Origin of the sequence: Paracoccus alkanivorans (assembly GCF_003697785.1) — a bacterium.
GTDB lineage: Bacteria > Pseudomonadota > Alphaproteobacteria > Rhodobacterales > Rhodobacteraceae > Paracoccus > Paracoccus alkanivorans.
This window is the reverse complement of record NZ_QOKZ01000006.1, coordinates 278907-304769: the sequence shown is the minus strand read 5'-3', so window position 1 is coordinate 304769 and position 25863 is coordinate 278907. Positions and strand designations below refer to the sequence as shown.

Genomic DNA, 25863 nt, shown 5'->3' with positions numbered 1-25863 from the left:
CGCAAATGGCTGATATCGAATGGGTGCGCTACAAAAGTGATCTCCCGGAAGTGACGGAGGCTGATCTGGATGGGCTTGAAGCCGATCGTGGCGTAAAGCTCCCAGAGAGATATCGCGCGCTCGTCAAGGCACATCGCGGCGATATTCCTCGTCCTGCCATCGCGGATATCGGCGAGAGAAAAACCCCCGTCAATGCGCTGTTCTTTGTGAAAAAGGACTTTCAGGGTAATGGCTCCAGCTACAATATATGGCATTACATCGAGGAACTGGACGCTGAACTGCCGCAAGAGCTTGGAGCGAAGCTGATCCCCTTCACCTCGAATTCAGGTCATGCAATCTTCGTTTTTGACTACCGGCACGGCCCGGAGCCCGAAGTTGCCCTTGTCGATACGGAGCAGGACCTGGAAGAGCAGGGCGAGGATGCCATCACGAAGATCGCAGACAGTTTCGATGAGTTTCTTGACGGCCTGCACGACTGAATTCCGTGGCGCTGATGAAACCGAAGCCTCATAGCGATGGTCAGTGATCCGTCCTCGGTCAAACGGATTTTTTTCACCACCTGTCTCCTTCGCCGGAAAGCAGCCTGTTGACCGGGAATTGTAGCTCTTTCATTGATCCGCGCGATTTACGGGAAAGGTCGGTTGGCAGGAGAAGTGGTCCGGGGAACGCAGCATTCCCGGGGTTCGGGTCCGGCGTCACAAGGCAGCATGCTGCAGGTCGGCTTGACCTTGTATGTCCCCAATGCGCAGTCGGTCCTTGCGGAAATCGACATGACAGCCTGCCCGCGTGAGCCATGCTGATCCTCGGAAATGCGGGCCTTCAGCAAGCCTGAACCGGTTCAGCCTCGCCCGGAGGGCCCGAAAGTCTCGATATGAATATGGCTTGATGGCACGTCCCCGGCTTCCAGCCCGGCGCGAATATCGGCAAGGAAGCGCGCCGGCCCGCAGAGCATGTAGCGAGCATCCGCGCCCGCCTCGAACGCGAGCAGGTCCTTTGCCGTTATGCGTCCCGCCGCGTCGAAATCCGTGCCCGGCATATCGGTCTCGCGGGGTGCGCTGTAGAAGATTTTGCGCGTGATGTTTGCATGCATCCCGACGAGCGCATCAACCTCGGCCCTGAAAGCATGGCTCCGCCCGTCGCGCGCGCCATGGATGAACCAGACGCGCCGGCCGGGGTGACTGGCCGCGACAATGTGCAGCATCGAGAGCATCGGTGTCACCCCGACGCCCGCACTGACCAGCACAAGAGGGCCTTCGCCAGCGGGGAGGATGAAGTCGCCCGCGGGAAGGCGTGCCTCGATCGTGGCGCCGACCCCGACCTCGGCGTGAAGGAAGGCCGAGGCGATGCCGCGATCCTCGCGCTTGACGCTGATCCGGTATGTGCCGGCTTGTGGCGGGCCGGAGAGGGAATAGGTTCGCTTGATCCGGTCCGGCTGGCCCGGAACCTTCAGTTCGACAGGCAGGTGCTGGCCGGCCCCGAAGGGCGGGAGCGCCGCACCATCCGGTGAGGCCAGATGGAACGAGGTGATCCGGTCACTTTCCGACACCTTGCCGATGACCTTCAACTGCCTGAATTCGGCACCCGCTTCGCTCCACCGGAGAGCCAGTGCGGCGGGGCGGTCGATGACCTTCTCGACCGTCACCTCGATCATCCGCAGCGCGTTCGGATCGTGACTGTCTTTCGGCGCCCAATCGATCCTGGCCCGGCCTGCGACATGCAACAGGCCTCCGGTCTCGAAATCAACGAAGAGAAGGCCGACTCGCGGATCGCGGACCAGGTTGCCGATGGTGTTGAAGAACCTGTTGCCCGCATAGTCGGGAATACGCAGCAGTTTCCCGTCATCGGCCACCTGGACGAAACCGCGCGATCCGCCGCGGTGAGAGGCGTCATAACCGTCGGAAGGCCGATCGCCGCCCGTGCTGTGGCCGGAACCGATGAACAAGGTGTTTGCCGCCGCGATCCGTGCTTTCTGGTCCGGGTCGAGCCGATGCGAAATGCGGGCCCTGGCCGCGGGGACCGGTTCGACACGATGCCAGTTCCGCTGATGTATATATTGGGGGCAGTTGCCGAAACTCTGCCGCACCTCGATGTCGAAGCTACCACCGGCCGCGCGGATCAGACCGTTCAGCCGGTTGCGCCTGCGTGTTGCCAGATCGATCCCCAGGATCCCGATCCGGGAACCGGGGAAGAGCGCAGCCGCCAGGGGATCCTGCGGGTGCAATCCGGACCTGACCGAAAGCCTGCGCGGGTCGGGCGAATGGGCGAATCCGGCCGGGCCTTCGATGATCGTGACCCATGGCCATCCCTTGTCGTCACCGCCGGCAACGACGAGGAACGGCAGCATCGCAAAGAAATCGCGATGCTGATCGGGCATGTGATCACGAATGAAGCCACCGGCCCAGGATGCGACGTCGCCCACCTTGGCACGGCGCTGCGCCTCCAGTTCGCCGACATGGAAGGGAGAGTCTTTAGGTGTCATGGCTGCGCCGCATCCGTTCTTCTGTTTCCGGGTTCACGCCAGTTCGGGAGAGCGGGCCATGCCCACGAAGCCCGGGAGCGCCTCGATGCGGCCAAGCCAGGCCCGGATCGAGGGGTAGGGGGACAGGCTGACCCCGCCCTCGGGCGCGTGGGAGATATAGCTGTAGCCCGCGATATCGGCGAGCGTCGGATGCGCCGCCGCCAGCCAGTCGCGACCGGTCAGATGCGTCTCCATCACGGCAAAAAGGGCATGCGCCCTGGCCTTCGCCGCCTCGTGGTCGAGATTGGCGCCGAACAGCGTGACGAGCCGCGCGGCGCAGGGACCTGCCGCGATCTCTCCGGCCGCGATGGACAGCCAGCGCTGCACTTCCGCCTTTTCGACCGGGTCGGCGCCCCGCCAGACGGCAGTGTCGCCGTAGCGCTCGACCAGATAGGTGAGAATCGCGTTCGAGTCCGACAGGGTCACGCCGTTGTCCTCGATCGCCGGAACCTGCCCGAGCGGGCTGATCCTGAGATATTCGGGCGCCTTGTGCGCCCCGTTCCCCATGTCGAGATCAATGGTCTCATAGGGAACATCCAGCAGCGCGAGCATCAGCTCGACCCGGTGGCAATGACCGGATTTCGGATTGCGATAAAGGGTCACTGGCGCGCTATTGTGGGCATTCACGTCGGGCATGGAAGACTCCTTTCAAATCAAGAGATGAAGCTGCCGGGGCAGCGCGTGTCGGTAGACGTCAACTTAAAGATTGGTTAATTGTGAAATAATGGATTTCTTTTGAAAGTTAGTATTTTGTTTATTGAAACAATAGGGAGCTCATGGATCGCTTGCAAAGCCTGAAAGTGTTCGTTGCGGTGGCAGAGGCCGAAAGCTTTGCCGCCGGTGCCCGCGCCGTGGGTTTGAGCGCGCCGTCCGCGACGCGAGGCATCGGCGCGCTCGAAACCGCGCTCGGGGTTCGGCTTTTCACGCGCACCACGCGGCAGGTTAGGCTGACGGATGTGGGGCGGGCCTATCTGCAGGACGTGCGCGAAGTCCTGGCCAATCTTCAGGCGGCTGACGAAGCGGCTACCGGTGCGGCCCAGACTCCCGTTGGGCAGCTTCGCATCACCTGTCCGCAGGAGTTCGGGCGGATCTACATCGCTCCGATCGTGACGGAGTTTCTTGACCGCCACCCAGGCGTGAGCGTGGACGTGCTGATGATTGACCGGGTCGTGAACATCGTCGAGGAAGGCTTCGATATTGCCCTGCGCATTGGCCCGCTGCCTTCCTCCGGTCTTGCCGCCATCCGGGTCGGGCAGGTCCGCCGCGTCGTCTGCGGTGCCCCCGCTTATTTCGCAAAGCGGGGTTGGCCACGGGATCCGGACGAACTGATCTCTCATCGCGTCATGTCGGTCGCGCCGCTCAATGCCGGCCGGCAATGGCGTTTCGGACCGGGTGGCGAACATGTGGTCAGAGTGGAGCCGCGGCTCAGCGTCAGCAGCATAGCCGCCGCTATCGAGATCACCCGCGGTGGCTGGGGCATCTGCCAGGCGCTTTCCTACCAGGTCAGCCCCGATCTGGAGGCCGGAACGCTGCGAACCGTGCTTGAGGATTGGGAGCCCGAACCGCTGCCGATTCACCTGGTCCATATCGAGGGGCGCCGTGCCGCGCCGAAAGTCCGCGCATTCATAGATTTCGCGGCAGAGCGTTTGCGGCAAACTGCCGGGCTGAACTGGAAAAGTTAAGAAATCTCCACGCGGATAGGTCCTAACGGCCAGCTTTTCCGTGCCGTAGCCCATGGCTAGGCCGGGGCGGGCGGAACTGTTCGGTTATGCCCCTGCCAGTGGCGGGCTTGCGGTTGTGTGACCGGAATGGATTGAATGACCGCAGTCCGGGCATGCTTGCCGATCCCCAGAATGTCAGTCGGAGCCGAGACGCCACCTTGCCAACTGGATATGACGCCCTTCTCCCTGCACGCTGTCGATCAGCGCGATATCCCGAATGTGCCACCCGAGGGGAGCGGGTAAAAGACGTTCCCCGTCAAAACCCGCTCCATAGGCAAGCGTGACATGCGGCGTGACCTTGCCCGGCTTCGGGAAAGCCGGGAATACCCGCTTCAGGGCGCGTCCGACTGTTTGGGCAAGCCGGTCCACCGGGGCATTCGCTTCTGGCGTTCTCAAGACGATCGGCCGTTTTTTCCTTGCCTTGAATGCCACGAGCCGATCGAAGGTGATATCGAATGCCGGAAAGCTGAAACCCGCAAGGGCTCCGGTCAGGGCGCGAACCAGCCACGGATCCACGACATCCTTCCCGATGACCGGTAAGATGGTCATGTGAAGTGTCCTGTCACGAAGCCTGTCACCGGTGCCGATGATCGGCCAGATCTGCTGGACATATGTGGCGAAAGGCGGCGGCGGAACCGCTGCAAAGAAAAGGATGTGCCGGGGCCGGCGCCGGTCGAAAAGGATATGTCTGGTCATGATCGCAACCTTCTTGCAACTGACTCCGGCATTATAGAACAAAATAGGAACAAATTAAAGGGAAAGGAAAGTTGGATTGCGCGTTCGGCTACAGGCGGCGTAATCAACGGGCTATCCGATCCGGCGGTCTCACCGGATGAGATGGCCTTTCCAAAGCGACCTGTGGATTCGCGATTGATGTAAACGAGGCCGGCTCCGCCCGGCAATGCGCACGAACACGGCGGGGCGGGTGGGGCAGGGGCGTGCGTAGATATTGCCTTGTCGAACGGCGGGAGTCGAGATCGGAACATACGTCATTCCGCCATCGGCGAGGCGGCCTCAATTCATACGCAGGTTGCGCCGTTGTTGTTCGCGCGCAAGGATTTCCCGCGCCGGATGGCCGGCGATCGGCACATGCAGATCGGCCGATACCTCGCCGGCAGCGATCAGCGCATGGTAGCGTGCGCAGCAGACCCGAAGGAACGACGTGAAGTTGCCCAGATCATGGTCGGCATCCATCGCCTCGTGCCATAACCGGGTGATAAGCTGCGCGACGGTCATCCCGTCGCGCCTTCCGATCTCGGTCAGCGTGTCCCAGAAGTGGTTCTCGATCCGGATCGAGGTTGACACGCCGTCGATGCGCAGGCTGTGGGTGCGGCTCTGCCATTGGTTGGCGTCGGCCTTGATGAAAAGCTCGCACATCGGGCGTCCTTTTCGTCGCTGTCAGAGAAGGGCCATGAATTGCCTGAGCCATGCCGGGTGGGCGGGCCAGGCCGGCGCTGTGACCAGATTACCATCGGTCACCGCCTCTGTCACCGGAATATCGGCAAAACTGCCGCCCGAGGCCGTGACCTCGTGGGCACAGGCCGGATAGGCCGAACAGGTCCGCCCCTCGAGCACCCCCGCGGCGGCCAGCAGTTGCGCACCATGGCAGATGGCCGCGACGGGCTTCTTCGCCTCGAAGAAATGCCGCACCTTCGCCAGAACCTCCTGATTCATCCGCAGGTATTCGGGCGCCCGGCCTCCCGGCACGACCAACGCATCATAGCCGGCGGCATCCACAGCGTCGAAATCGGCGTTCAGCGCGAAATTATGGCCGGGTTTCTCGGAATAGGTCTGGTCGCCCTCGAAATCGTGGATCGCGGTTTTGACCGTGTCGCCCGCCTTCTTGCCGGGACAGACCGCATCGACCTCGTGGCCACAGGCCAGAAGCGCCTGGAACGGGACCATGGTTTCGTAATCCTCGGTGAAATCGCCGGTGATCATCAGGATCTTCGCCATCTCATCCTCCCTTGCTGATGGTTCTGTTCGCAGTCTAGGACCAGTAAGGCGCATGCGGGTGTTACCCGGATACTACGCCCGGGATCAGGGCGTCAGACCGCTGCAACCCGGCTTCGCGCCGTAAGAACGCTCCGGACGAATTACCCCGCCACATGTAGGAAACGTTGCGGGAACGGCCGCCTTTTCGTCCCGACGGCGATGTTTGCCATCAGATGGTTGCCTGTTTCGCTCATTACAGCCACAACTATACGGGTATACGGCGCGGTTTCTTTATTTTGCCGCTCTGAACGTTGTTGAAATGGGAATTGGATCATGGATTTTGGTTTCGGAACTATCGTGCTCGTTATCCTCCTGGCCATCGCCGGTTATGTGATCATCGCCTATAACGGCCTGGTGCGGGCCCGCCAGATGGTGCGGGAGGCCTGGTCGGGCATAGACGTGCAGCTCAAGCGCCGCGCCGACCTGATCCCCAACCTGATCGAGACCGTGAAAGGCTATGCCCAGCACGAGCGTGCGGCGCTGAAGGAAGTAACCGAACTGCGCACCCGCGCGCAAGGCATGCCGCGCGATGACGTTGCCGGCCGCGCGCAGGTGGAGGGCATGCTGGGGCAGGCGCTTGGCAGGCTCTTCGCGGTGGCGGAAGCCTATCCGGACCTCAAGGCGAACGAGAATTTCGTGCAGTTGCAAGGCTCGCTCGAAGCGCTGGAAGGCGAAATCCAGATGTCGCGCCGCTACTATAACGGCGCGACGCGCAACCTGAACATCAAGGTCGAAAGCTTTCCTTCCAACCTGATTGCCAACACTTTCGGCTTCAGCCAGGAGGAATTCTTCGAGATCGAGAATGCGGAGGACCGCGCGGTGCCGAAAGTATCGTTCAACTGACGGCGGGCTCATGAAAACCCTGATGCGTCTCCTTGCGGCCTTCCTGTTCATCCTCGGGCTGGCGGGGGTTGCCCTCGCGGATGAGGAGATCCGGAATTTCCATGCGCTGATCGATGTCGGTGCGGATGCCACGCTGACGGTAACCGAAACCATCACCGTCAATGCCGAGGGCGAGCAGATCTCCCGCGGTATCTTCCGGGATATTCCGCTGCGCTACGAGGATGCGAATGGCCGCACCCGGGAGGTGCGGCTGGATGTGCGATCGGTGAGGCGCGACGGCAAGGACGAGCCATACAGTGTCGAGCGGGATTCGGGCGTGCTGCGTATCCGGATTGGCGATGCGGATGTTGTCTTGCCTCACGATGTGCACAGCTACGAGATCATCTATGACACGACACGGCAGATCCGCTATTTCGACGACCATGACGAGCTTTACTGGAACGTCACCGGCAATGGCTGGGACTTCCCGGTCCTGGAAGCGAGCGCCGAGATCAGGCTGCCCTCCGGTGGCCGCGCGACCGATGTGACCTATTTCACCGGTTCCCACGGATCGACCGAGCAGGCCGCCCAGGCCGAGATTGTCGATGGCGGGAACCGTGTTCTTGTCGAGGCCAAGCGGGCGCTTGACCGGCGAGAGGGATTGACCGCGGTCGTTGCCTTCCCGAAGGGCGTGGTCGCGCCGGTCTCCGAGGAGGAACTGAACGCCGACTGGCGGCCGGACAATCTGGGCTGGATCATCGGTGCCGGCGGCCTGGCGATCATATTCGCCTTCTACCTGTGGGCCTGGAACAGGGTGGGGCGCGATCCGCCCAAAGACATCGTCGTGCCGCGCTGGACAGCGCCGGAGGGCATCTCTCCGGCACTTGCAAACTATATCGAGAAGCGCGGCTTTCGCGGAGATGGATGGAAAGCCTTCTCCGCCTCGGTGATCGACCTTGCCGTCAAGGGCCATCTGGAACTCGACCGGCCGAAGCGGACCATGACGATCCGCCGCAAGGGCAATGGCGTTCCCGAGGGGATCGGCATCGGACAACGCGCCATTCTCAATGCGCTGCCTGCTGATGGCGATACGCTTGCCGTCAACAAGTCGAATGGTGACAGGGTGCAGTCGATCGGCCGTGCGTTCCGGCGGGCGGTGGAATCGGAACATCGAAACCAGTTCTACCGCTCCAACCCGCTCTACCTCGGGTTCGGCGCATTTTTTTCGGTGGCCGTGCTGTTGCTCGTCATCGCGATGGAGGGTTTCGCGCCGCAAACCATCGCGGCCATTTTCGCCATGATCGTTCCCTCCATCGTCGTTGCCATATTCGCCGTCAGTATAGGGCGCCAGTTCCGCGGGGCGCACTCGCTTGGAGCGCGGATCCGGGCGGTGATCGTGACGGCTGTCATCGGCTTCATCGGGCTGAACATGGCGGGCGGCGTCTTCGAGATGCTGACACGGATCGAGTTCGATTTGCGCATGCTCGCGATCGTCGCGGGGCTCGTGATTACCAATATCGTCTTTTTCTGCATCATGGGCGCGCCGACACAAATCGGGCAGAAACGTTCGGCGGAGATCGCCGGTCTCAAGCAATATCTGACCTTTGCCGAAAAAGACCGGATGAACATGCAGGACACGCCCCGGATGTCGCCACAGCATTTCGAGACATTGCTGCCCTATGCCGTTGCGCTCGGGGTCGAGAAACCATGGTCGCGGACATTCGACGCATGGCTGGCAACGGCGCTTGCGGCGGGCACCGTCGCCTATGCCGGGCCACACTGGTATCACGGCACGGGTTTCAGTTCCGGCGATGTCGGTGCCAGCCTCGGCAACATGGCGGATTCCCTGTCGGACAGTTTCACCGCCTCGTTGCCGGTATCGCAAAGCTCGTCTTCCGGTTTCTCCGGTGGCGGCGGCTTTTCCGGTGGCGGCGGTGGAGGCGGCGGCGGCGGCGGTTGGTAGCCGGTGATCGTTTCCCGAGGCCCGAAACCGGCACTTGCCAACATCAAGACCGCGGGCTCTCGTCACAGGCGATGGGCTGCCGGGATATAGATCGAAGCCTTCCTGTCATCGCGGAGCCAGACCGGATGTCGGGCAATTCCGGTAACATTGGCCTGTCGCCGATATGGCTCCGCGTCGCCAGCCAAAGCGGCAGATCCGCTCGGCTGTATATGCAGCATCGTCATATGGTTCGACCATAAGCGATTCGAATGAGACTTCGATGACGGAAGAGGTAATGAATTGGATCGTCGTGAACGGGGATGCCTCCGGCTTGCTGGATGCATTGATCGAAACGGCCGGCCAATGATCTCGAATGCTATCGCCACCGCATTTCACGGTGTGCCCGTTGCGGCTCCCGAACTGTCTTGATTATTGAAGTTCGGCGAACCCTTCGGCACGCAGCAGCCCCTCCATCCAGTCCATGAACACCTTCAGGCGAGGCGCGAGATGCCGTCGCCGGGCATAAAGGATGGAAATCGGGATCGGAGCAGGGCGGTAATCGCCCAGCACTTCGACCAGACGTCCGGCGGCAATGTCGTCGGCCACGTCATGCGCAGGCACCTGGATCAGCCCGTGCCCGTGCAGCGCCCCGGCGACATAGCTCTCGGCATTGTCGACGCAGAGATGGCTTTGCATGGCAACGGTGATCTCGCGTCCGTTCTCCAGCCCGTCCCACTCGGCGGAAAGGGCGGGCATCCGGAGCGCATAATTGACCAGATGATGATCCGTCAGATCGGCAGGAGTCCTCGGCGTTCCGTAACGCGCGATGTAGTCGGCGCCACCGCAGGTCAGTATCGGCACCACACCAATCCTGCGGCAGATCAGGTCGCTGTCCTCCAGCACGGCCAGGCGCACCACCGCATCGATCCCTTCTGAAACCAGGTCGATCATCCGGTCGGTGGCACTGATGTCCAGCGCCACCGCCGGATAGAGCCTGCGAAAGTCCTGCAGATGCGGGATGACGAGGCGCCGCGCAATCCGGCTTGGCATGTCGATACGCAAACGACCGGAGACCTCTTCGGGCCGATGCCGGAACTGGCCTTCGGCCTGAGCGACAGCGTCAACCAGGTCGCGGGCGGTATCGGCGAATTGCAGACCTTCCTGCGTCGGACGCACCACGCGGGTCGTGCGCTGCAAGAGTTGAACGCCCAGGCGGTCCTCGAGCGCCTGCACCATGCTGGATACGGTAGAGCGCGGCAGGCCGAGTGCTGCGGCCGCGCGCGTGAAATTCCCGCTCTCCACGACCTGAACGAAGATGCGCATCTGATGAATTCGGTCCATGTCTATTGTTCGTCATTCCTGTCAAATGATGACAGGAACGGCATGTTTATCTGTAAGTCAAGACAGGTCATATTTTCGCAAGACGTCGCTTCGGGCGGCGTTCTCAGAGCGAAAAAAGGAAATGACATGTCGAGAAACAGCATTGAAGGCAAAGTGGTTCTGATTGCGGGTGGTGCCAAGAACCTGGGCGGCTTGCTGGCCCGCGAATTCGCCGGAGCCGGCGCAAAAGCCGTCGTCATTCATTACAACAGCGATGCGACCAGGGCGGCGGCGGATGAAACGGTCGCGGCAATCAAATCCGCAGGTGCCGAAGCAGTCGCCTTCCAGGCCGACCTGACGTCGGCGGCGGCGATGGAGAAACTGTTTGCGGACACGGTCGCCGCCGTGGGACGCCCGGACATCGCGATCAACACCGTCGGCATGGTGGTGAAGAAACCGATGGCCGAAGTGACCGAAGAGGTCTTTGACCTGTCCTGCGCGGTCAATGTCAAATCGGCCTTTTTCTTCCTGAAGGAGGCGGGCAGGCACGTCAACGACAACGGCAAGATCTGCACGATCGTGACCTCGCTTCTCGGCGCCTACACGCCTTTCTATGCCGCCTACGAGGGGCTGAAAGCTCCGGTCGAGCATTTTACCCGTGCGGCGTCGAAGGAACTGGGCGAGCGCGGCATCTCGGTCACCGCGATCGGGCCGGGCCCGATGGATACCCCGTTCTTCTATCCCGCCGAAGGAGAGGATGCGATTGCCTATCACAAGACGGCGGCGGCGCTCTCTCCGTTCTCGAAGACCGGCTTGACCGATATCGAGGATATCGCGCCCTGGATCATCTTCATGGTCTCCGGCGGGTGGTGGATGACTGGCCAGACGATCCTCGTGAACGGCGGTTACACGACCAAGTGATCCTCTTTGGCCGGTGGCATTTTGCCACCGGCCTTTTCCAATCAGCAAGATCGGGGCGCGCAATGGATAATCCGTTTCAAAAGACATTCGGCCGCCGCGAGGTGGCCTTTCTGACCGACCCGCGTATCGGCGAGGTGATTGCATGGTGGCGGGACGCTGCGGAGAACTGGTTTTCCCAATCGCCCGCGTTTGATGCTGCCTTTCGCGCATGTTTTGAAACATTGCATGACGCTGCCACGGCAGGCGATCTTGCGGCATGGGAGGCCACACCCGACGGCTGCCTCGCGCTTCTGATCCTGCTCGATCAATATCCCCGCAATGCTTTTCGGGGCACGAAACGAATGTATCGCACAGACGGAAAGGCCCTGGCGGTGGCCCGCCTCGCTGAGCAGCAAGGCTTTCTTGACCTGGTGCCGCGAGATTTGCTTGTCTTCATGCTGCTGCCCTTCGCTCATTCCGAAACGCCTGAAGATCAGGAACTGTCGCTGGAACTGCATCGCCGCTACCTGCCCTCGGGGCTTCACCGGGCCAAACGCCACCACAGCATTATCGCCCGCTTCGGCCGGTTTCCCCACAGGCAGCCGATCTTCGACCGGGCGCTGACACCCGAGGAAAGCCAGTATCTGAATGACGGTGGATTCCAGGGATAGTTACAAAAATTCGACAGGGAGCGGTCATGCCCAGTATGTTGCGCCGCCTCGTCACGGTCCCTGCACGCCATCTACAATGCCCGCTGGCTTGCTCAAACCATGCACTGGTGGCGCAGCCCACTTTACCTGGGAGCGCCGTAGACAGCTGCCCAGTATCGAGTCCTCCCGTCCGGACCAATCGCCTGCCCGATGCCGAAATCACGTATCTGCGGAATCGAAATATTGCGGAGATGTCCGCTGGACGAACTCCATACTGAAAGAACCTGTTCAAGATTGTAAGGACCCGCCGCGATGTTCTCTGCGGTGATCCGGGGGCGATAGCCCAATGCCTTCACTCGTTGCCCGGGGCGGCTCGCCGAGCTACCGGCATGTGTCATCCGCCCTTGCCGGGCCATATCGCAGGCCTGCTCTGCCGCCGCGCGGGCAAGTGTGGCGTTTGCCCTGACTGGCGGCAAGCCGGCACGGCTTCGGGCATCGTTCGTGGCCCGAACGCCAAACTCTTGTTGCGCTGTTGTCGTGGAAATGCATCGCGCTTCTCCGGCAGGTGACATTTCGGCGCCAGTGTGGCCCTTGTTGCTTTCGGCAAGCGTGCACCCAGTGGCAAGAAGGATCACAATGGAGGTTGCGACGACAGCGTTTCGGTTGCCGGAGAACATCTCGGCTTTCTCCCTGTATCTCTGGTTGGCGACAATTGCCCATCATACGGCTTTTCCTGACCGAGCCTGTAACGGAAAAACCGGCGGGGCAACGGAATGCAAGGGTTTATCAGCAATTGCTGGGGATTGAATGGTGCGGGTGGAGGGACTTGAACCCCCACGCCTTGCGGCGCCAGAACCTAAATCTGGTGCGTCTACCAGTTTCGCCACACCCGCACGGTCATCCCGAGGGGTTAGCCTTCCGGCTTGCCCCTCGAATGTCGCTGCGGTCGCGATTCCCGCAACAGTCCCGCAGCAAACGGCGCAGCAACCTGCCGGTAGATAGATGCCTTATGCGGGGCGGTCAACAGGGAGGTATCGCGCCCCGTAACGCAGTCAGAAAAAAGGTTGGAACCGTCGTGTTTCAGCTTGTGTCCGCATCGGGTTCCGGGTGGGTGTCCGGGGGCTTCGGCCTGACCACCGGCACTGCCGGCCTGTGCTGAACCCGCTCCTTTTTGGCCGGCATCCGAGGTTGACCAGCCTGCATAGAAAGCGCCATCGATTGCTGGAATATATCGGGCATGCACCGGGCAAACCTGGCGAAGGGCCATGCGTGACATGACCGGGGCGTAACCGGTCATTGCTTCCATTGGGATACCGGGAGAGGAGCATTCCGGTCCCCGCATCTTTGAGAGCTTTACCAGCGGGCCGCGCGGGTGCAGACAGGGCTGGTCGGATGAAACGCGGGGTTCACGGAGCCCGGCAGTCATATTACATCGCGGAAGGAGACAGGATGGCGCGATATCGGGATTTCGCTGCGGGGCCGGGGCTTATGTCCGCGGGCGCGCGCAACGCGATAACCGATGTGCCGGGGGTTACGGTCGGTCACCGGACCATCCGGCGAGGTGCGGTGAATACTGGCGTGACCGCGATCGTCCCGCAACCGGGTAACCTTTTCCGGCGGAAACTGACGGCGGCCGTCGAGGTCGTGAACGGCTTCGGCAAGAGCGCGGGACTGGTGCAGCTGGCCGAGCTGGGTCTGCTGGAAACGCCGGTTCTGCTGACCAACACCTTCGGAGTCGGGCGTTGCGTCGATGCGCTGATCGGGCGCGCAATCGCCGAAAACCCCGATATCGGGCGCGAAAGCTCGACGGTGAATGCGGTGGTCGGCGAGTGCAACGATGGCGCCCTGTCGGATATCCAGGCAATGGCCGTGACCGAGGCCGACGCCATCGCCGCCATCGACTCCGCAGGGGCGGATTTTGCCGAAGGTTCGGTCGGCGCGGGCACCGGAATGACCTGTTTCGGCTTCAAGGGCGGGATCGGCAGCGCTTCGCGGCAGGTGATTATATCGGGTGAAACGCGGCATCTTGGTGTGCTGGTGCTGGCGAATTTCGGACGGGCTGGGGATTTGATCCTTCCCGATGGCCGCCGCCCCGATCTGCGCCAGCCGTCCCGCCCCGAGAAAGGTTCGGTCATCGTGGTGCTGGCGACCGACATGCCGGTCGATCAGCGCCAGTTGCAGCGGATTTGCCGCCGGGCGGGGGCGGGGCTGGCCCGGCTCGGGGCCTTCTGGGGGCATGGCAGCGGGGATATCGTGCTGGGCTTTACCACGGCGAATCGCGTTCCGCATGGTGCCGAAAGCGATTTCCTTACGATCCGGCGGCTGCATGACAGCCATATCGACGACATGTTCCGTGCTGCCTGCGAGGCCACCGAAGAAGCCGTGCTGAACGCGCTTTGTGCGGCAACCGCCGTCTCAGGAAAAGATGGGAAGAGCCGCCCGCTGTTGTCGGACTGGCTCGATTCCGGCATCTGACGGTTCCATCGCCAAAATACCGACCCTGCGCTGAAAGGAGTCCTCAGTCATGACCGATATCACCCCCGTCATCGCCCTGCATGGTGGCGCCGGAACCATCCTGAAATCCCGGATGAAGCCCGAACGCGAAGCCGCCTATCACCATGGGCTGCGCGCTTGCCTGGCAGCGGGGCTGGAGGTGCTGCAAAGGGGTGGCACCGCGCTGGATGCGGTGACGGCCTCGGTGATGGCGCTGGAAGAGGACCCGTTGTTCAATGCCGGACGCGGTGCGGTTTTCACCTCGGATGCCACGCACGAGATGGACGCGGCGATCATGGATGGAGCGACGCGGGAATGCGGCGCGATCTCGGGAATTTGCGGTCCGCGTCACCCGGTTCTGGCCGCCCGTGCGGTGATGGAACAGACCGATCACGTGCTTCTGTCCGGCGATGGTGCCCGCCGCTTTTGCGAGGCTTCGGGGTTGGAAATGATGGAGCCGGACTGGTTCGGAACAGAACCGCGCCGCGCGGCGTTGCAGGCCGAACTGGAGCGCCGCCGCCTCGGCCAGCCCGACGATTGCGATCCGGCGCGCAGGCATGGCACGGTCGGCGCGGTGGCCCTGGATTGTTCCGGCCATCTGGCGGCGGCGACCTCGACCGGCGGCATGACGGCGAAAATGCCCGGCCGGGTCGGCGACAGCCCGGTTATCGGCGCCGGCACCTGGGCCGATGACGAAACCGCAGCGATCTCGGCCACGGGACATGGCGAATATTTCATCCGTTGGGCGGTCGGGCACGAGATCGACGCCCGAATGCGTTGGGGCGGGCAAGCCCTTGCCCGGGCCGCCGGGGATCTCGTCGCCGAACTTGGCCGGATCGGCGGATCAGGCGGGCTGATCGCGGTGGATCGGAAAGGCAATGTCTGCCTGCCTTTCAACAGCCCCGGCATGTATCGCGCCTGGTCCGATCCGGATGGCAGGATCCATACGGGAATATACGACGATAGGTAAGCCTTGGTGGTTCCGGATCGAACGGAACCGCAATCTGGCCACGGCAACTGCTGCAGTCGTTTTCACCGTTCGGCCTCCGGTTCACGATCGGGCCCATGCCGGCCGGGATCGCGATCTCGCGCCAGGGCGTGGTCATCAGCCGCGAGTTGTATTAAGGCTCGATAACGGAAACCCGAAGAAAGAGACTGAAAAGGAGAAGAAAACCATGGCTGTCGGCGTCTGGATAAGTCTGCTTCTCTACTTCGGCCTGATGATCGCGATCGGTGTCTACGCAGCGCAGCGCTCGACATCGAATTCCGAGGAATACATGCTTGGCGGCCGTCAATTGGGGCCCGCCGTGGCCGCGCTTTCGGCAGGTGCGTCGGATATGAGCGGCTGGTTGCTGCTGGGCCTGCCCGGCGCGCTTTATGCCAGCGGGCTGGTCGAGGCCTGGATCGGCATCGGCCTGTTCGTGGGCGCATTGGTCAACTGGATCGTCGTCGCCCCGCGCCTGCGAGAGCAGACCGAGCGATATGACAATGCGCTGACCGTGCCGCAGTTCTTGGCGAACCGCTTTCCGAGCCGAGCAATGGCGCTGCGCATGGTTTCGGCGATCATCATCGTGCTGTTCTTCGCGGTCTACACGGCTTCGGGCCTCGTCGCCGGCGGCAAGCTTTTTTCCAGCGCCTTTGGCGATCTGTTCAATATCGGCGGAATGAGCGATTACGCGGTCGGTGTCTGGTTCACGCTGATCATCGTCCTGACCTATACGGTGATTGGCGGTTTCCTCGCGGTCAGCCTGACCGATTTCGTTCAGGGCTGCATCATGATGCTGGCGCTCGTCATCATGCCGGTCGTCATCCTGACGACGGGGCAGGGCGACGGCATCGGGCAGGCGGCCCAAACCGTTACCCGGGTAGATCCGGATTTCCTGTCGCTGTTCAGCGGCCTGACCTTTTTCGGCTTTCTGTCCGCGGTGACATGGGGGCTGGGCTATTTCGGGCAGCCCCATATCATCGTACGCTTCATGGCCGTCCGCTCGGTCGCAGAGGTTCCCGCAGCCCGCAATATCGGCATGGGCTGGATGGCAATTTCGCTGATCGGGGCGGTGAGCCTGGGGATCTTCGGGCGCGCCTATGTCGAGCGGACGGGCCTGGCGCTGGACGATCCCGAAACTCTGTTCATCGTCCTGTCGAACCTGCTGTTCCATCCGCTGGTGACGGGGTTCCTTTATGCCGCCCTGCTGGCCGCGATCATGAGCACGATCTCCAGCCAGCTGCTGGTCTCGTCCTCGTCGCTGACCGAGGATTTCTACCGGCTGTTCCTGAACCGCGAGGCGAGCGACAGGCAATTGGTCACGGTCGGCCGGATTTCCGTTCTGGCGGTGGGGATCGTGGCGGCACTGGTCGCCGGGGACCCGAACTCGAACATACTGGGTCTGGTGGCCCATGCCTGGGCGGGTTTCGGCGCCGCTTTCGGCCCGCTGATGATCCTGTCGCTGACCTGGGACAAGATGAGCGGGACGGGCGCGGTCGCGGGCCTAGTCACCGGTGCGGCGACCGTCATGGCATGGACGGCCCTTGGCTGGGACGGCAGCTTTCTGGGCGGGCCGGGTATCTACGAGATCATCCCCGGCTTCATCCTGGCATGGGCCGCGATCGTGGTGGTCAGCCGTGCAACCGAAACGGCAGGGGAATTCCGCCCATTGGCATGAAAACCTGACGGTATCCGGCAGGGCTGGATGCCTTTCGTCCCGATCTCCTACAGGATTCCGGGCAGGTTCAGTTGATGCTCTTTCGCGCATTCCAGCGCGATGTCATAACCGGCATCGGCATGGCGCATCACCCCGGTCGCGGGGTCGTTCCACAGCACCCGTGCGATCCTCGCATCAGCATCCTTGCTGCCATCGCAGCAGATCACCATGCCGGAATGCTGCGAAAAGCCCATGCCGACACCGCCGCCGTGATGCAGGCTGACCCAGGTCGCCCCCGAGGCCGTGTTCAGCAGCGCATTCAGAAGCGGCCAGTCCGACACCGCGTCCGAGCCGTCCCTCATCGCCTCGGTCTCGCGGTTGGGCGAGGCGACCGAGCCGGAATCCAGGTGGTCGCGGCCGATCACGATCGGGGCTTTCAACTCGCCATTGCGGACCATCTCGTTAAAGGCCAGCCCCAGCTTGTGGCGCAGCCCCAGCCCGACCCAGCAGATCCGCGCGGGCAGGCCCTGGAAACTGATCCGCTCGCGGGCCATGTCCAGCCAGTTATGCAGATGCGGGTCGTCGATCAGTTCCTTCACCTTGGCATCGGTGCGATAGATGTCCTCGGGATCACCAGACAGCGCCGCCCAACGGAACGGGCCGATGCCGCGGCAGAAAAGCGGGCGGATATAGGCGGGCACGAAGCCGGGGAAGGCGAATGCGTTCTCCAGCCCCTCCTCCTTGGCGACCTGGCGGATATTGTTGCCGTAATCCAGTGTCGGCACGCCCCCATTCCAGAAATCCACCATCGCGGCGACATGTTTGCGCATGCTGGCGCGAGCGGCCTTTTCGACGGATTTGGGATCGCTTTCCTGCTTCGCCCGCCATTCCGCGACGCTCCACCCTTTGGGCAGATAGCCATGCACGGGGTCATGCGCGCTGGTCTGATCGGTGACGATGTCGGGGCGGATGCCGCGACGGACCAGTTCCGGGAACACATCGGCCGCATTGCCGATCAGCGCCACCGATTTCGCCTCGCCCGCCCCGGTCCATTGATCGATCATGGCAAGCGCCTCGTCGAGGCTATGGGTCTTCGCGTCGACATAGCGCGTCCGCAGCCGGAAATCGGCGCGGGTCTCGTCGCATTCCACGGCCAGACAGCAGGCCCCGGCCATCACCGCCGCCAGTGGCTGCGCGCCGCCCATCCCGCCCAATCCGGCGGTCAGGATCCAGCGCCCGGTCAGATTGCCGCCGTAATGCTGGCGCCCTGCCTCGACAAAGGTCTCGTAGGTGCCCTGCACGATGCCCTGGCTGCCGATATAGATCCAGGATCCGGCGGTCATCTGGCCATACATGGCCAGCCCCTTCTTATCGAGTTCGTTGAAATGATCCCAATTCGCCCAATGCGGCACCAGGTTGGAATTGGCGATCAACACGCGGGGCGCATCCTTGTGGGTCCGGAACACGCCGACCGGCTTGCCGGACTGGACCAGCAGGGTCTGGTCCTCCTCCAGTGCCTTCAGGCTGTCCACGATCAGGTCGAAATCCTTCCATGTCCGCGCCGCCCGGCCGATGCCGCCATAGACGACCAGCTCATGCGGATTCTCGGCCACGTCGGGATGCAGGTTGTTCATCAGCATCCGCATCGGCGCCTCGGTCAACCAGCTCTTCGCGGTGATCTCGGTGCCGGTGGCAGGATAGATGTCGCGGCTATTGTGGCGGGGATTGTTCATGTCTTGCTCCCAAGCAGATCGGAAAACCTGTATTTCTTCTTTGTGCAAATACCTCGGGGTCCGGGGCAGAGCCCCGGCCATCGCGGGACGCAGTTATTCGGCCGCCAGCACCGGCGCCAACGCTGCCAACCGGCCCAGGATCCCGCGCAGGGATTCCCGCAATGCCCCGGCCTTTCCTTCGTCGTAATCGAAGGGCGGAGCCTCCGTTGCCAGATGCGTCGATTGCGCCAGTTCCATCTGGATGGCGTGGACACCGCGTGCGGGCTGGCCGTAATGCCGCGTCGTCCAGCCGCCCTTGAAGCGGCCATTCACCACCCAGCTGCGCCCGGTCGCCTTAACGACATCGCACGCAGCCGCCTCGATACGCGGATCGCAGCTCGCGCCCATATTCGTGCCGATGTTGAAATCCGGAAGCCTGCCCTCGAAGAGAAACGGGATCTCGCTGCGGATCGAGTGGCAGTCATACAGGATCGCCACGCCATGTTTCGCGCGAACCCGCTCGATCTCTGCGGCAAGTGCGGCGTGGTAGGGGGCGTGGAAACGGGTCTTGCGCCCGGCGATCTCTTCCGGGCCGGGCGTCTCGGTCCAGATCGGCTCGCCGTCGAAATCGGTTAGAGGCACGAGCCCGGTGGTGTTCTGGCCGGGATAGAGGCTGGCATCGTCGGGGCCGCGATTGGCATCGATGACATAGCGATGGAACCGCGCCCGCACCGTGGTCGCGCCGGGCAGCAGCCCCTCATAGAGCCGGTGGATATGCCAGTCGGTATCGGCCAAAAGCTGTCCGCGCGGGTTCAGCCTTGTCAGGATATCATCGGGCAGAAAGGTTCCGGTATGCGGCAGCCCAAGGATGACCGGGCCGTCGCCCCTCGTGACGTCAACGGGATTCACGGGCAGACCTCCTTCAGAAGACCGGCGGGCACCGCGCCGGCCAATGCGCCCGAGCGGACCAGCATGGCCGCTTCGGCCAGGTCGGGGGCGAGGTAGCGGTCCTGATCCAGCGCCGGGACGGTTTCGCGCAGCCGGGCGATCACCGCCCGCAACGGGCCTGATGTCGCAAGGGGCGCGCGGAACTCCACCCCCGCCGCCGCGCAAAGCGCCTCGATCCCGATGATCTGCGACAGGTTGGCATTCATGCGCCGCAAGCGCCGCGCGCCATGGGCGGCCATGCTGACATGATCCTCTTGGTTGGCGCTTGTGGGCGTGGAATCGGTGCTGCAGGGATTGGCCAGGTGCTTGTTCTCGCTCATCAGCGCGGCGCTGGTGACCTCGGCGATCATCAGCCCGCTGTTCAGCCCCGGATCGGGGGTCAGGAAGGGCGGCAGGTCATGGCTCAGCGCCGGGTCCACCATCAGCGCAATGCGGCGCTGCGCGATGGCGCCGATCTCGGCGATGGCCAGCGCGATCTGGTCGGCGGCGAAACCCACCGGCTCGGCGTGGAAATTCCCGCCCGAGACGATCCGCCCGGCCTCGGCCAGCACCAGCGGGTTGTCGGTGGCGGCATTCGCCTCGATCCGCAGCGTGTGGGCGGCCTGCCAGAGCAGGTCGAGACAGGCGCCGGTCACCTGCGGCTGGCAGCGGATGCAATAGGGGTCCTGCACGCGGGCATCGCCCTCGCGGTGGCTTTCGCGGATCTCGCTGCCCTCCATCAGCCCCCGGATGACCCGCGCCGACAGGATCTGACCGCGATGGCCGCGCAGCTGGTGGATCTCGTCCAGGAAAGGCGCGGTCGAGCCCATGATCGCGTCGGTGGACAGCGCCGATGTAACCAGCGCGGCACGGGCCGAGGCGAATGCCTCGAACAGCCCGGCCAGCGCGAATGCGGTCGAGACCTGTGTGCCGTTGATCAGCGCCAGCCCTTCCTTGGCGGCCAGCACCACCGGCGCCAGCCCCGCCACCGCCAAGGCCTCGGCGCCGCTCATCTCGTGCCCGTCATGGGTGGCGCGGCCCTCGCCCAGCATCACGGCGGCCATATGCGCCAGCGGCGCCAGATCGCCCGAGGCCCCGACCGAGCCCTGCGCGGGGATCACCGGCAGCACGTCGCGGGCCAGCATTCCCTCGATCAGCGCGATCACCTCGGGCCGCACACCCGACGCGCCGCGCCCGAGCGACAGAAGCTTCAGCACCATGATCAGCCTTGTGGTCTCGGGCTCGACCGGCTCGCCCACGCCGCAGCAATGCGACAGGATCAGGTTGCGTTGCAGCGTTGCGGTATCCTCGGCCCGGATCTTGATCGAGGCCAGCTTGCCGAAACCGGTATTCACGCCATAGACCGGCTGATTGCCATTCGCGGCAGCCTCGATCTGCGCCGCCGAGGCATCGATACCCGCGCGGGCGCTGTCAGCCAGCCGGACGGCCAGCCCCTCGCGCCAGACGCGTTCAAGCTGGGCAAGGGTTGCCTCGCCGGGGGTGAGGATCAGTTCAGGCAAATTCGCCTCCGTAGATGCGGGCATGAAGCGGGTTGAAGCCGATCCGATAGCTGAGTTCGGCCGGATGGGTGATATTCCAGATCGCCAGGTCGGCGCGGCTGCCCACCGTGATCGCGCCGCGATCACCCATGCCAAGCGCACGGGCGGCATGGGCGGTGACACCCGCCAGGCATTCCGAGGGCGTCATCCGGAACAGCGTCGCGGCCATGTTCATGACCAGCAGAAGCGAGGTCAGCGGCGAGGAGCCCGGATTGCAATCCGTGGCCAGTGCCATCGGCACCCCGGCATCGCGCAGTGCCTGCACCGGCGGCAATTGCGTTTCGCGCAGCGTATAGAAGGCACCGGGCAGCAGCACCGCCACCGTGCCCGAGGCTGCCATGGCTTCGATTCCATCCGCACCCAGATATTCCAGGTGATCCGCCGACAACGCACCATGCCGCGCGGCCATCGCCGCCCCGCCCAGGTCCGACAATTGCTCGGCATGCAGCTTGACCGGCAGGCCAAGGCGGGCGGCGTGATCGAAGACCTGCGCCATCTCGTCGCGCGTGAAGGCGATGCCCTCGCAGAACCCGTCCACCGCGTCGATCAGCCCCTCGGCATGGGCGCGCTCCATCCCCGCGATGATGACATCGCGCAGATAGCTCGCCCGGTCCTCCCTGTATTCCGGCGGCAGGGCATGGGCGGCCAGCCATGTCGTGCGGATGGTCACGCGGCGCTCCTGCCCGATCCGGCGGGCCACGCGCAGCATCTTGATCTCGGTCTCGATATCCAGACCATAGCCCGACTTGATCTCCAGCGTGGTCACGCCTTCGGCCAGCAGTGCATCGACGCGCGGCAGCGCCGAGGCCAGAAGGCTGGCCTCATCCGCCTCGCGGGTATGTTTGACGGTCGAGAGGATGCCGCCTCCCGCCCGCGCGATTTCCTCGTAGCTGGCGCCTTCCAACCGCATCTCGAATTCACGGGCGCGGTCGCCGCCAAAGACGATATGGCTGTGGCAATCGATCAGCCCCGGCGTGACGATCCGCCCGCCAAGGTCATGCGGCACGGCCCCCGCGAATTCGTCAGGCAGCGCATCCGCCGCCCCGATCCACGCGATTCGGTCGCCCCGCATGACCAGCGACAATGGTTCGCTCACCGCGTAATGCGCTGATTTCCCGTCAATCCGCGCAAGCCTGGCATTGCTGAGAAGCCGCATGGTTGCCCCGTTTTCGATATTGAATTATGTCTAAACTTAATTATTCTATATGTATAAACTTATCGGGCGTCAATCGCCGTCCGACCGTGACCGGAGGAAAGGAAGACGGGATGACCGTGATATGGGCGGAGCAGGCATTGTTGCCCGGCGGATGGGCGCGGAATACGCGGGTCGAACTGGCCGCCGATGGCCGTATCAGGGCGGTCACGCCCGATGCCGCGCCGGATGGCCAGCGGGTCGAATTGCTGCTGCCCGCGATGGCGAACCTGCATTCGCATGCCTTCCAGCGCGCCATGGCCGGGCTGTCCGAGGCGCGCGGCCCCCATCCCCGCGACACGTTCTGGACATGGCGGCAGATCATGTTCCGCTTTCTCGATCACCTGACCCCCGAGGATGTCGAGGCCATCGCCGCGCTGGTGCAGATGGAGATGCTGGAGGCGGGCTATGCCACCAATGTCGAATTCCATTACCTGCATCACCGCCCCGGCGGCGCGGGCTATGACAATATCGCCGAGATGTCCGAACGCATCGCCGCAGCCGCCAGCCGGACCGGAATCGGGCTGACGCTGTTGCCGGTGCATTACCAGTTCGGCGGCTGCGACGGGCGGCCGCTCGGCCCCGGACAGGCGCGTTTCGGCACCGATCCGGATGGCTTCGCCCGCCTGCTGGACGCCGCCGAGGCAAGCCTGCACGACCTGCCCCTTGATGCCGGGATCGGGGTGGCGCCGCATTCCCTGCGTGCCGTCAGCCCCGAAGGCTTGGCGGCCTGCACCGCGCTGCGCCCGGGCCGTCCGCTGCACATGCACCTGGCCGAGCAGATCCCCGAGATCGAGGAGGTGCAGGCAACCCACGGGCTTCGCCCGGTCGAGTGGCTGCTGGACAACCACGCCCCGGACGGCAACTGGACGCTGATCCACCTGACCCACATGACCGAGGACGAAACCCGCAGGCTGGCTGGGGCCGGCGCCGTGGCGGGGCTGTGCCCGATTACCGAATCCAGCCTTGGCGACGGTATCTTCAACGGCACCACCTGGCGCGGGGCCGGGGGGCGGCTCGGCTTCGGCTCGGACAGCAATATCCGCATCTCGCTGATCGAGGAACTGCGCACGCTGGAATACAGCCAGCGCCTGCGCGATACCGCCCGCGCCATCCTGGCGCAGCCCGAACGCTCGACCGGGCGGGTGCTCTACGAGGCCGGGCTGGAGGGTGGTGCGCGTGCCGCCGGACGCGAAAGCGGCGCGATCCGGGCGGGGCTCTGGGCCGATTTCTGCGCGGTGTCGCTGCAAAACCCGGTGATGGCGGCGCGCGATGGCGACCAGATGCTGGACAGCCTGATCTTTGCCGGTGGCGATGGATTGATCCGCGATGTCTGGGCGGCGGGGCGGCATGTGGTCCGTGACGGACGGCATATTGACCGTGACCGGATCACTGCCGAATACATGGCCCGGATCACCAGATTGCAGGAGCGGATGTGAACGACCGTCAGCCCGGCTCGACCTCGCCCAAGGCGCAGCTCATCGCGGGCGAGGTGCGCCGTCGTATCGTCGAGCGGGAATGGCAGCAGGGCGAACGGATTCCCGACGAGGCCGATCTGGCCGTCACCTTCGGCGTGGCGCGGGCGACGGTCAACAAGGCGCTGCAATTGCTGGCCGATGAGGGGCTGCTGGACCGCAGGCGGCGGGCGGGCACGCGGGTGGCGCTCAATCCCGTCCGTAAGGCGATCTTCACCATCCCCATTGTCCGCGAGCAGATCGAGCGTGCCGGGATGAAATACGGCCATCGCGTCGTCGCGCAGCGGCGCAGTCCGATCCCGGACGAGACGGCCGCGCGGATCGGCGTCCCGCCCGGCCGGGAGTTCATCCATCTGCGCGCCGTGCATTATGGCGATGAGCGGGCGTTCCAGTTCGAGGACCGCTGGATCAACCCGGATTCGGTGCCGGGTCTCGACAAGGTCGATTTCCGCCATCAGAACGCCAATGAATGGCTGGTGCGCAACGCCCCCTATCTGCGCGCGGATATCGCCTTTTCGGCCGAGAATGCCGATGCGCGGGACGCGCGCATGCTCGGGGTTCCGAAGGGGCAGGCGCTGTTGATTCTGCATCGCAGCACCTGGAACGATACGGGCCCGATCACCACCGTCCGCATCGCCTGCCATCCCGGATATGTCATCAGCACCGCGGACTGAGAAATCCGGCTCTGGCCGCTTGTGACCGGCGCCCGCGTGAGCGCCGGTGCCGCTTCGATGGCACAGGCCGCTTATCTGACCCGGACCCTGGTCAGGATGGCCAGCACGGCGAGGCCGAGGATCAGCCCGCTGACCAGAAACACGCCGCGTGGACCGGAAAGTTCAAGCACGGCGCCGCCTCCTGCCGCCCCGGTCGCGATGGCAAGGTTGATCGCCGCGACGATCAGACCGCCGCCGGCCTCGGCCTCGTCGGGCATGGAGCGCGTGATCCAGGTGGACCACGAGACCGGGACGCCGGCGAAGACCAGCCCCCACAGTCCCACCATCGCCGCGTCGAGCGCTGCCGTGCCGCCCAGGGAGGAAAGCAGCAGGGCAAGTATCGCCATCGTCAGGGGCATCGCCAGCAGGGCCAGCCAGAGTGACCGGTCAATGACATAGGCGATCAGGTAGGTGCCCGCGAAATTGGCGATTCCGAAGGCAAAGAGGATCGCGGTGACGCCATCCACCCCGACGCCAGTGACCAGTTCCAGAAACGGGCGGATATAGGTGAAGAAGGTGAAATGCCCGGCAAAGACCAGCAGCACGGCGATCATGCCGATGCCGATACCGGGACGGCCCAGAACCTCGATCAGCGTGCCCAGCCTTGCCTTGCCGCGCGATGGCAGGGAAGGCAGCGTGACGATCTGCACCAATAGCGCCAGCATGCCGAGGCCGGTGGCCGCGAAAAATACCCCGCGCCAGCCGATCAGCGCGCCCAGATAGCTGCCAACCGGAACGGCAAAGACGGTGGCGGCCGAAACTCCCATGAACATGATCGCGAGGGCGCGCGGGATCGCGCTCTCGGGCACAAGGCGCATCACGGTCGCCACGGACAGGGTCCAGAATCCGCCAAGCGCCACCCCCAGCAGCACGCGCCCCAGCAGCAGCAGCGGCAGTCCCGGCGCCGTCGCGACGATCAGGTTCGACAGGATCAGCAGGACCGAAAAGCCGATCAGCACCAGCCGCCGATCAATCCCCCGGGTCACGACCGAGGTCAGCAGGCTGGAAATCAGGGCGACAAAAGCCGTGGCGGTCACGGCCTGACCTGCTCCGCCCTTGCTGATCTGCAGCCCTTCGGCAAGCGGGGTCAGCAGGCTCGCGGGCAGGAACTCGGCGGTCACCAGCGCAAAGACGCCCAGTGACATGGAAAAGACAGCGCCCCACGCGGGACGCTCGGCGGCGGGGGAGATGAATGAATCCGGGCTTGCTGCCGTTTCGGGAAATGTATCTGTCGGCATGATCCGATCCTTGATGGAAATTGCAACTGCGCTTTATCTGGCTG

General features: G+C 63.7%; 23 protein-coding genes and 1 tRNA gene. 11 read left to right on the top strand and 13 right to left on the bottom strand.

Annotated features, from left to right (window positions below; all coding sequences use genetic code 11):
* Nucleotides 1-5: 5 nt before the first annotated feature.
* Nucleotides 6-479, top strand: coding sequence for an SMI1/KNR4 family protein (locus tag C9E81_RS16565; RefSeq protein ID WP_122113451.1), 474 nt, complete (start codon nt 6-8; stop codon nt 477-479).
* 359 nt (nt 480-838) lie between these two features.
* On the opposite strand, the gene C9E81_RS16560 is transcribed toward C9E81_RS16565, so the two are convergent.
* Nucleotides 839-2479, bottom strand: coding sequence for an FAD-binding oxidoreductase (locus tag C9E81_RS16560; RefSeq protein WP_122113450.1), 1641 nt, complete (start codon nt 2477-2479; stop codon nt 839-841).
* A gap of 33 nt (nt 2480-2512) precedes the next feature.
* Nucleotides 2513-3154 carry a glutathione S-transferase family protein gene (locus C9E81_RS16555; protein WP_122113449.1) on the bottom strand — a complete coding sequence of 214 codons (642 nt, stop codon included), beginning with the start codon at nt 3152-3154 and terminating at the stop codon, nt 2513-2515.
* A gap of 140 nt (nt 3155-3294) precedes the next feature.
* Here C9E81_RS16555 and C9E81_RS16550 point away from each other — a divergent pair, with 140 nt between their 5' ends.
* Nucleotides 3295-4200, top strand: coding sequence for a LysR family transcriptional regulator (locus C9E81_RS16550; RefSeq protein ID WP_122113448.1), 906 nt, complete (start codon nt 3295-3297; stop codon nt 4198-4200).
* Nucleotides 4201-4374: 174 nt separating this feature from the next.
* Here C9E81_RS16550 and C9E81_RS16545 read toward each other — a convergent pair whose 3' ends face one another.
* From C9E81_RS16545 to C9E81_RS16535, 3 genes are all read right to left on the bottom strand, one after another.
* Nucleotides 4375-4935 (bottom strand): 2'-5' RNA ligase family protein, encoded by a 561-nt coding sequence (locus C9E81_RS16545; RefSeq protein ID WP_122113447.1) that lies wholly within the window; start codon nt 4933-4935, stop codon nt 4375-4377.
* 318 nt (nt 4936-5253) lie between these two features.
* Nucleotides 5254-5616, bottom strand: coding sequence for a ribbon-helix-helix domain-containing protein (locus C9E81_RS16540; RefSeq protein WP_122113446.1), 363 nt, complete (start codon nt 5614-5616; stop codon nt 5254-5256).
* Nucleotides 5617-5637: 21 nt separating this feature from the next.
* The gene (locus tag C9E81_RS16535) at nt 5638-6195 is read right to left on the bottom strand and encodes a DJ-1/PfpI family protein (RefSeq protein WP_122113445.1); all 558 of its coding nucleotides are present in this window, start codon (nt 6193-6195) and stop codon (nt 5638-5640) included.
* 312 nt (nt 6196-6507) lie between these two features.
* Here C9E81_RS16535 and C9E81_RS16530 point away from each other — a divergent pair, with 312 nt between their 5' ends.
* Entirely contained in the window at nt 6508-7077 is a 570-nt protein-coding gene (locus tag C9E81_RS16530; protein ID WP_122113444.1) for a LemA family protein, read from the top strand.
* A 22-nt stretch (nt 7078-7099) separates the two neighbouring features.
* Nucleotides 7100-9019 (top strand): DUF2207 domain-containing protein, encoded by a 1920-nt coding sequence (locus C9E81_RS16525; RefSeq protein ID WP_208021203.1) that lies wholly within the window; start codon nt 7100-7102, stop codon nt 9017-9019.
* A 408-nt stretch (nt 9020-9427) separates the two neighbouring features.
* Here C9E81_RS16525 and C9E81_RS16520 read toward each other — a convergent pair whose 3' ends face one another.
* Complete coding sequence (locus C9E81_RS16520; protein ID WP_122113442.1) at nt 9428-10339, bottom strand: LysR family transcriptional regulator; 912 nt, start codon at nt 10337-10339, stop codon at nt 9428-9430.
* A 126-nt stretch (nt 10340-10465) separates the two neighbouring features.
* Between C9E81_RS16520 and C9E81_RS16515 the strand changes: the two genes are divergently transcribed.
* A complete protein-coding gene (locus tag C9E81_RS16515; RefSeq protein WP_122113441.1) occupies nt 10466-11239 on the top strand; it encodes an SDR family oxidoreductase in 774 nt (257 codons plus the stop codon).
* Between the two features lie 62 nt (nt 11240-11301).
* The gene (locus C9E81_RS16510) at nt 11302-11889 is read left to right on the top strand and encodes a DUF924 family protein (protein ID WP_122113440.1); all 588 of its coding nucleotides are present in this window, start codon (nt 11302-11304) and stop codon (nt 11887-11889) included.
* Nucleotides 11890-12011: 122 nt separating this feature from the next.
* Here C9E81_RS16510 and C9E81_RS16505 read toward each other — a convergent pair whose 3' ends face one another.
* The gene (locus tag C9E81_RS16505) at nt 12012-12545 is read right to left on the bottom strand and encodes a CAP domain-containing protein (protein WP_243698693.1); all 534 of its coding nucleotides are present in this window, start codon (nt 12543-12545) and stop codon (nt 12012-12014) included.
* Between the two features lie 131 nt (nt 12546-12676).
* Nucleotides 12677-12761: transfer RNA gene (locus C9E81_RS16500), tRNA-Leu, on the bottom strand.
* Between the two features lie 556 nt (nt 12762-13317).
* Between C9E81_RS16500 and C9E81_RS16495 the strand changes: the two genes are divergently transcribed.
* From C9E81_RS16495 to putP, 3 genes are all read left to right on the top strand, one after another.
* Nucleotides 13318-14343: a DmpA family aminopeptidase gene (locus C9E81_RS16495; RefSeq protein WP_122113439.1), complete on the top strand. Its 1026-nt coding sequence runs from the start codon at nt 13318-13320 to the stop codon at nt 14341-14343.
* A gap of 49 nt (nt 14344-14392) precedes the next feature.
* A complete protein-coding gene (locus tag C9E81_RS16490) occupies nt 14393-15331 on the top strand; it encodes an isoaspartyl peptidase/L-asparaginase family protein (RefSeq protein WP_122113438.1) in 939 nt (312 codons plus the stop codon).
* A gap of 205 nt (nt 15332-15536) precedes the next feature.
* Nucleotides 15537-17024 (top strand): sodium/proline symporter PutP, encoded by a 1488-nt coding sequence (gene putP, locus C9E81_RS16485; RefSeq protein ID WP_122113437.1) that lies wholly within the window; start codon nt 15537-15539, stop codon nt 17022-17024.
* Between the two features lie 47 nt (nt 17025-17071).
* Here putP and hutU read toward each other — a convergent pair whose 3' ends face one another.
* The 4 genes from hutU to hutI form a co-directional block, all read right to left on the bottom strand.
* On the bottom strand, nt 17072-18736 hold the full coding sequence (hutU, locus tag C9E81_RS16480) for a urocanate hydratase (RefSeq protein WP_122113436.1): 1665 nt from the start codon (nt 18734-18736) through the stop codon (nt 17072-17074).
* Nucleotides 18737-18829: 93 nt separating this feature from the next.
* Nucleotides 18830-19624, bottom strand: coding sequence for an N-formylglutamate deformylase (gene hutG / locus C9E81_RS16475; protein ID WP_122113435.1), 795 nt, complete (start codon nt 19622-19624; stop codon nt 18830-18832).
* A complete protein-coding gene (gene hutH / locus C9E81_RS16470) occupies nt 19621-21186 on the bottom strand; it encodes a histidine ammonia-lyase (RefSeq protein WP_122113434.1) in 1566 nt (521 codons plus the stop codon). Before hutH ends, hutG begins: the two co-directional genes overlap by 4 nt.
* A complete protein-coding gene (gene hutI, locus C9E81_RS16465) occupies nt 21155-22357 on the bottom strand; it encodes an imidazolonepropionase (protein ID WP_122113433.1) in 1203 nt (400 codons plus the stop codon). Before hutI ends, hutH begins: the two co-directional genes overlap by 32 nt.
* 110 nt (nt 22358-22467) lie before the next feature.
* Here hutI and C9E81_RS16460 point away from each other — a divergent pair, with 110 nt between their 5' ends.
* A complete protein-coding gene (locus C9E81_RS16460) occupies nt 22468-23832 on the top strand; it encodes a formimidoylglutamate deiminase (RefSeq protein WP_122113432.1) in 1365 nt (454 codons plus the stop codon).
* Nucleotides 23829-24542 (top strand): GntR family transcriptional regulator, encoded by a 714-nt coding sequence (locus tag C9E81_RS16455; RefSeq protein WP_122113431.1) that lies wholly within the window; start codon nt 23829-23831, stop codon nt 24540-24542. Before C9E81_RS16460 ends, C9E81_RS16455 begins: the two co-directional genes overlap by 4 nt.
* 71 nt (nt 24543-24613) lie before the next feature.
* On the opposite strand, the gene C9E81_RS16450 is transcribed toward C9E81_RS16455, so the two are convergent.
* A complete protein-coding gene (locus C9E81_RS16450; protein ID WP_122113430.1) occupies nt 24614-25819 on the bottom strand; it encodes an MFS transporter in 1206 nt (401 codons plus the stop codon).
* Nucleotides 25820-25863 lie beyond the last annotated feature (44 nt).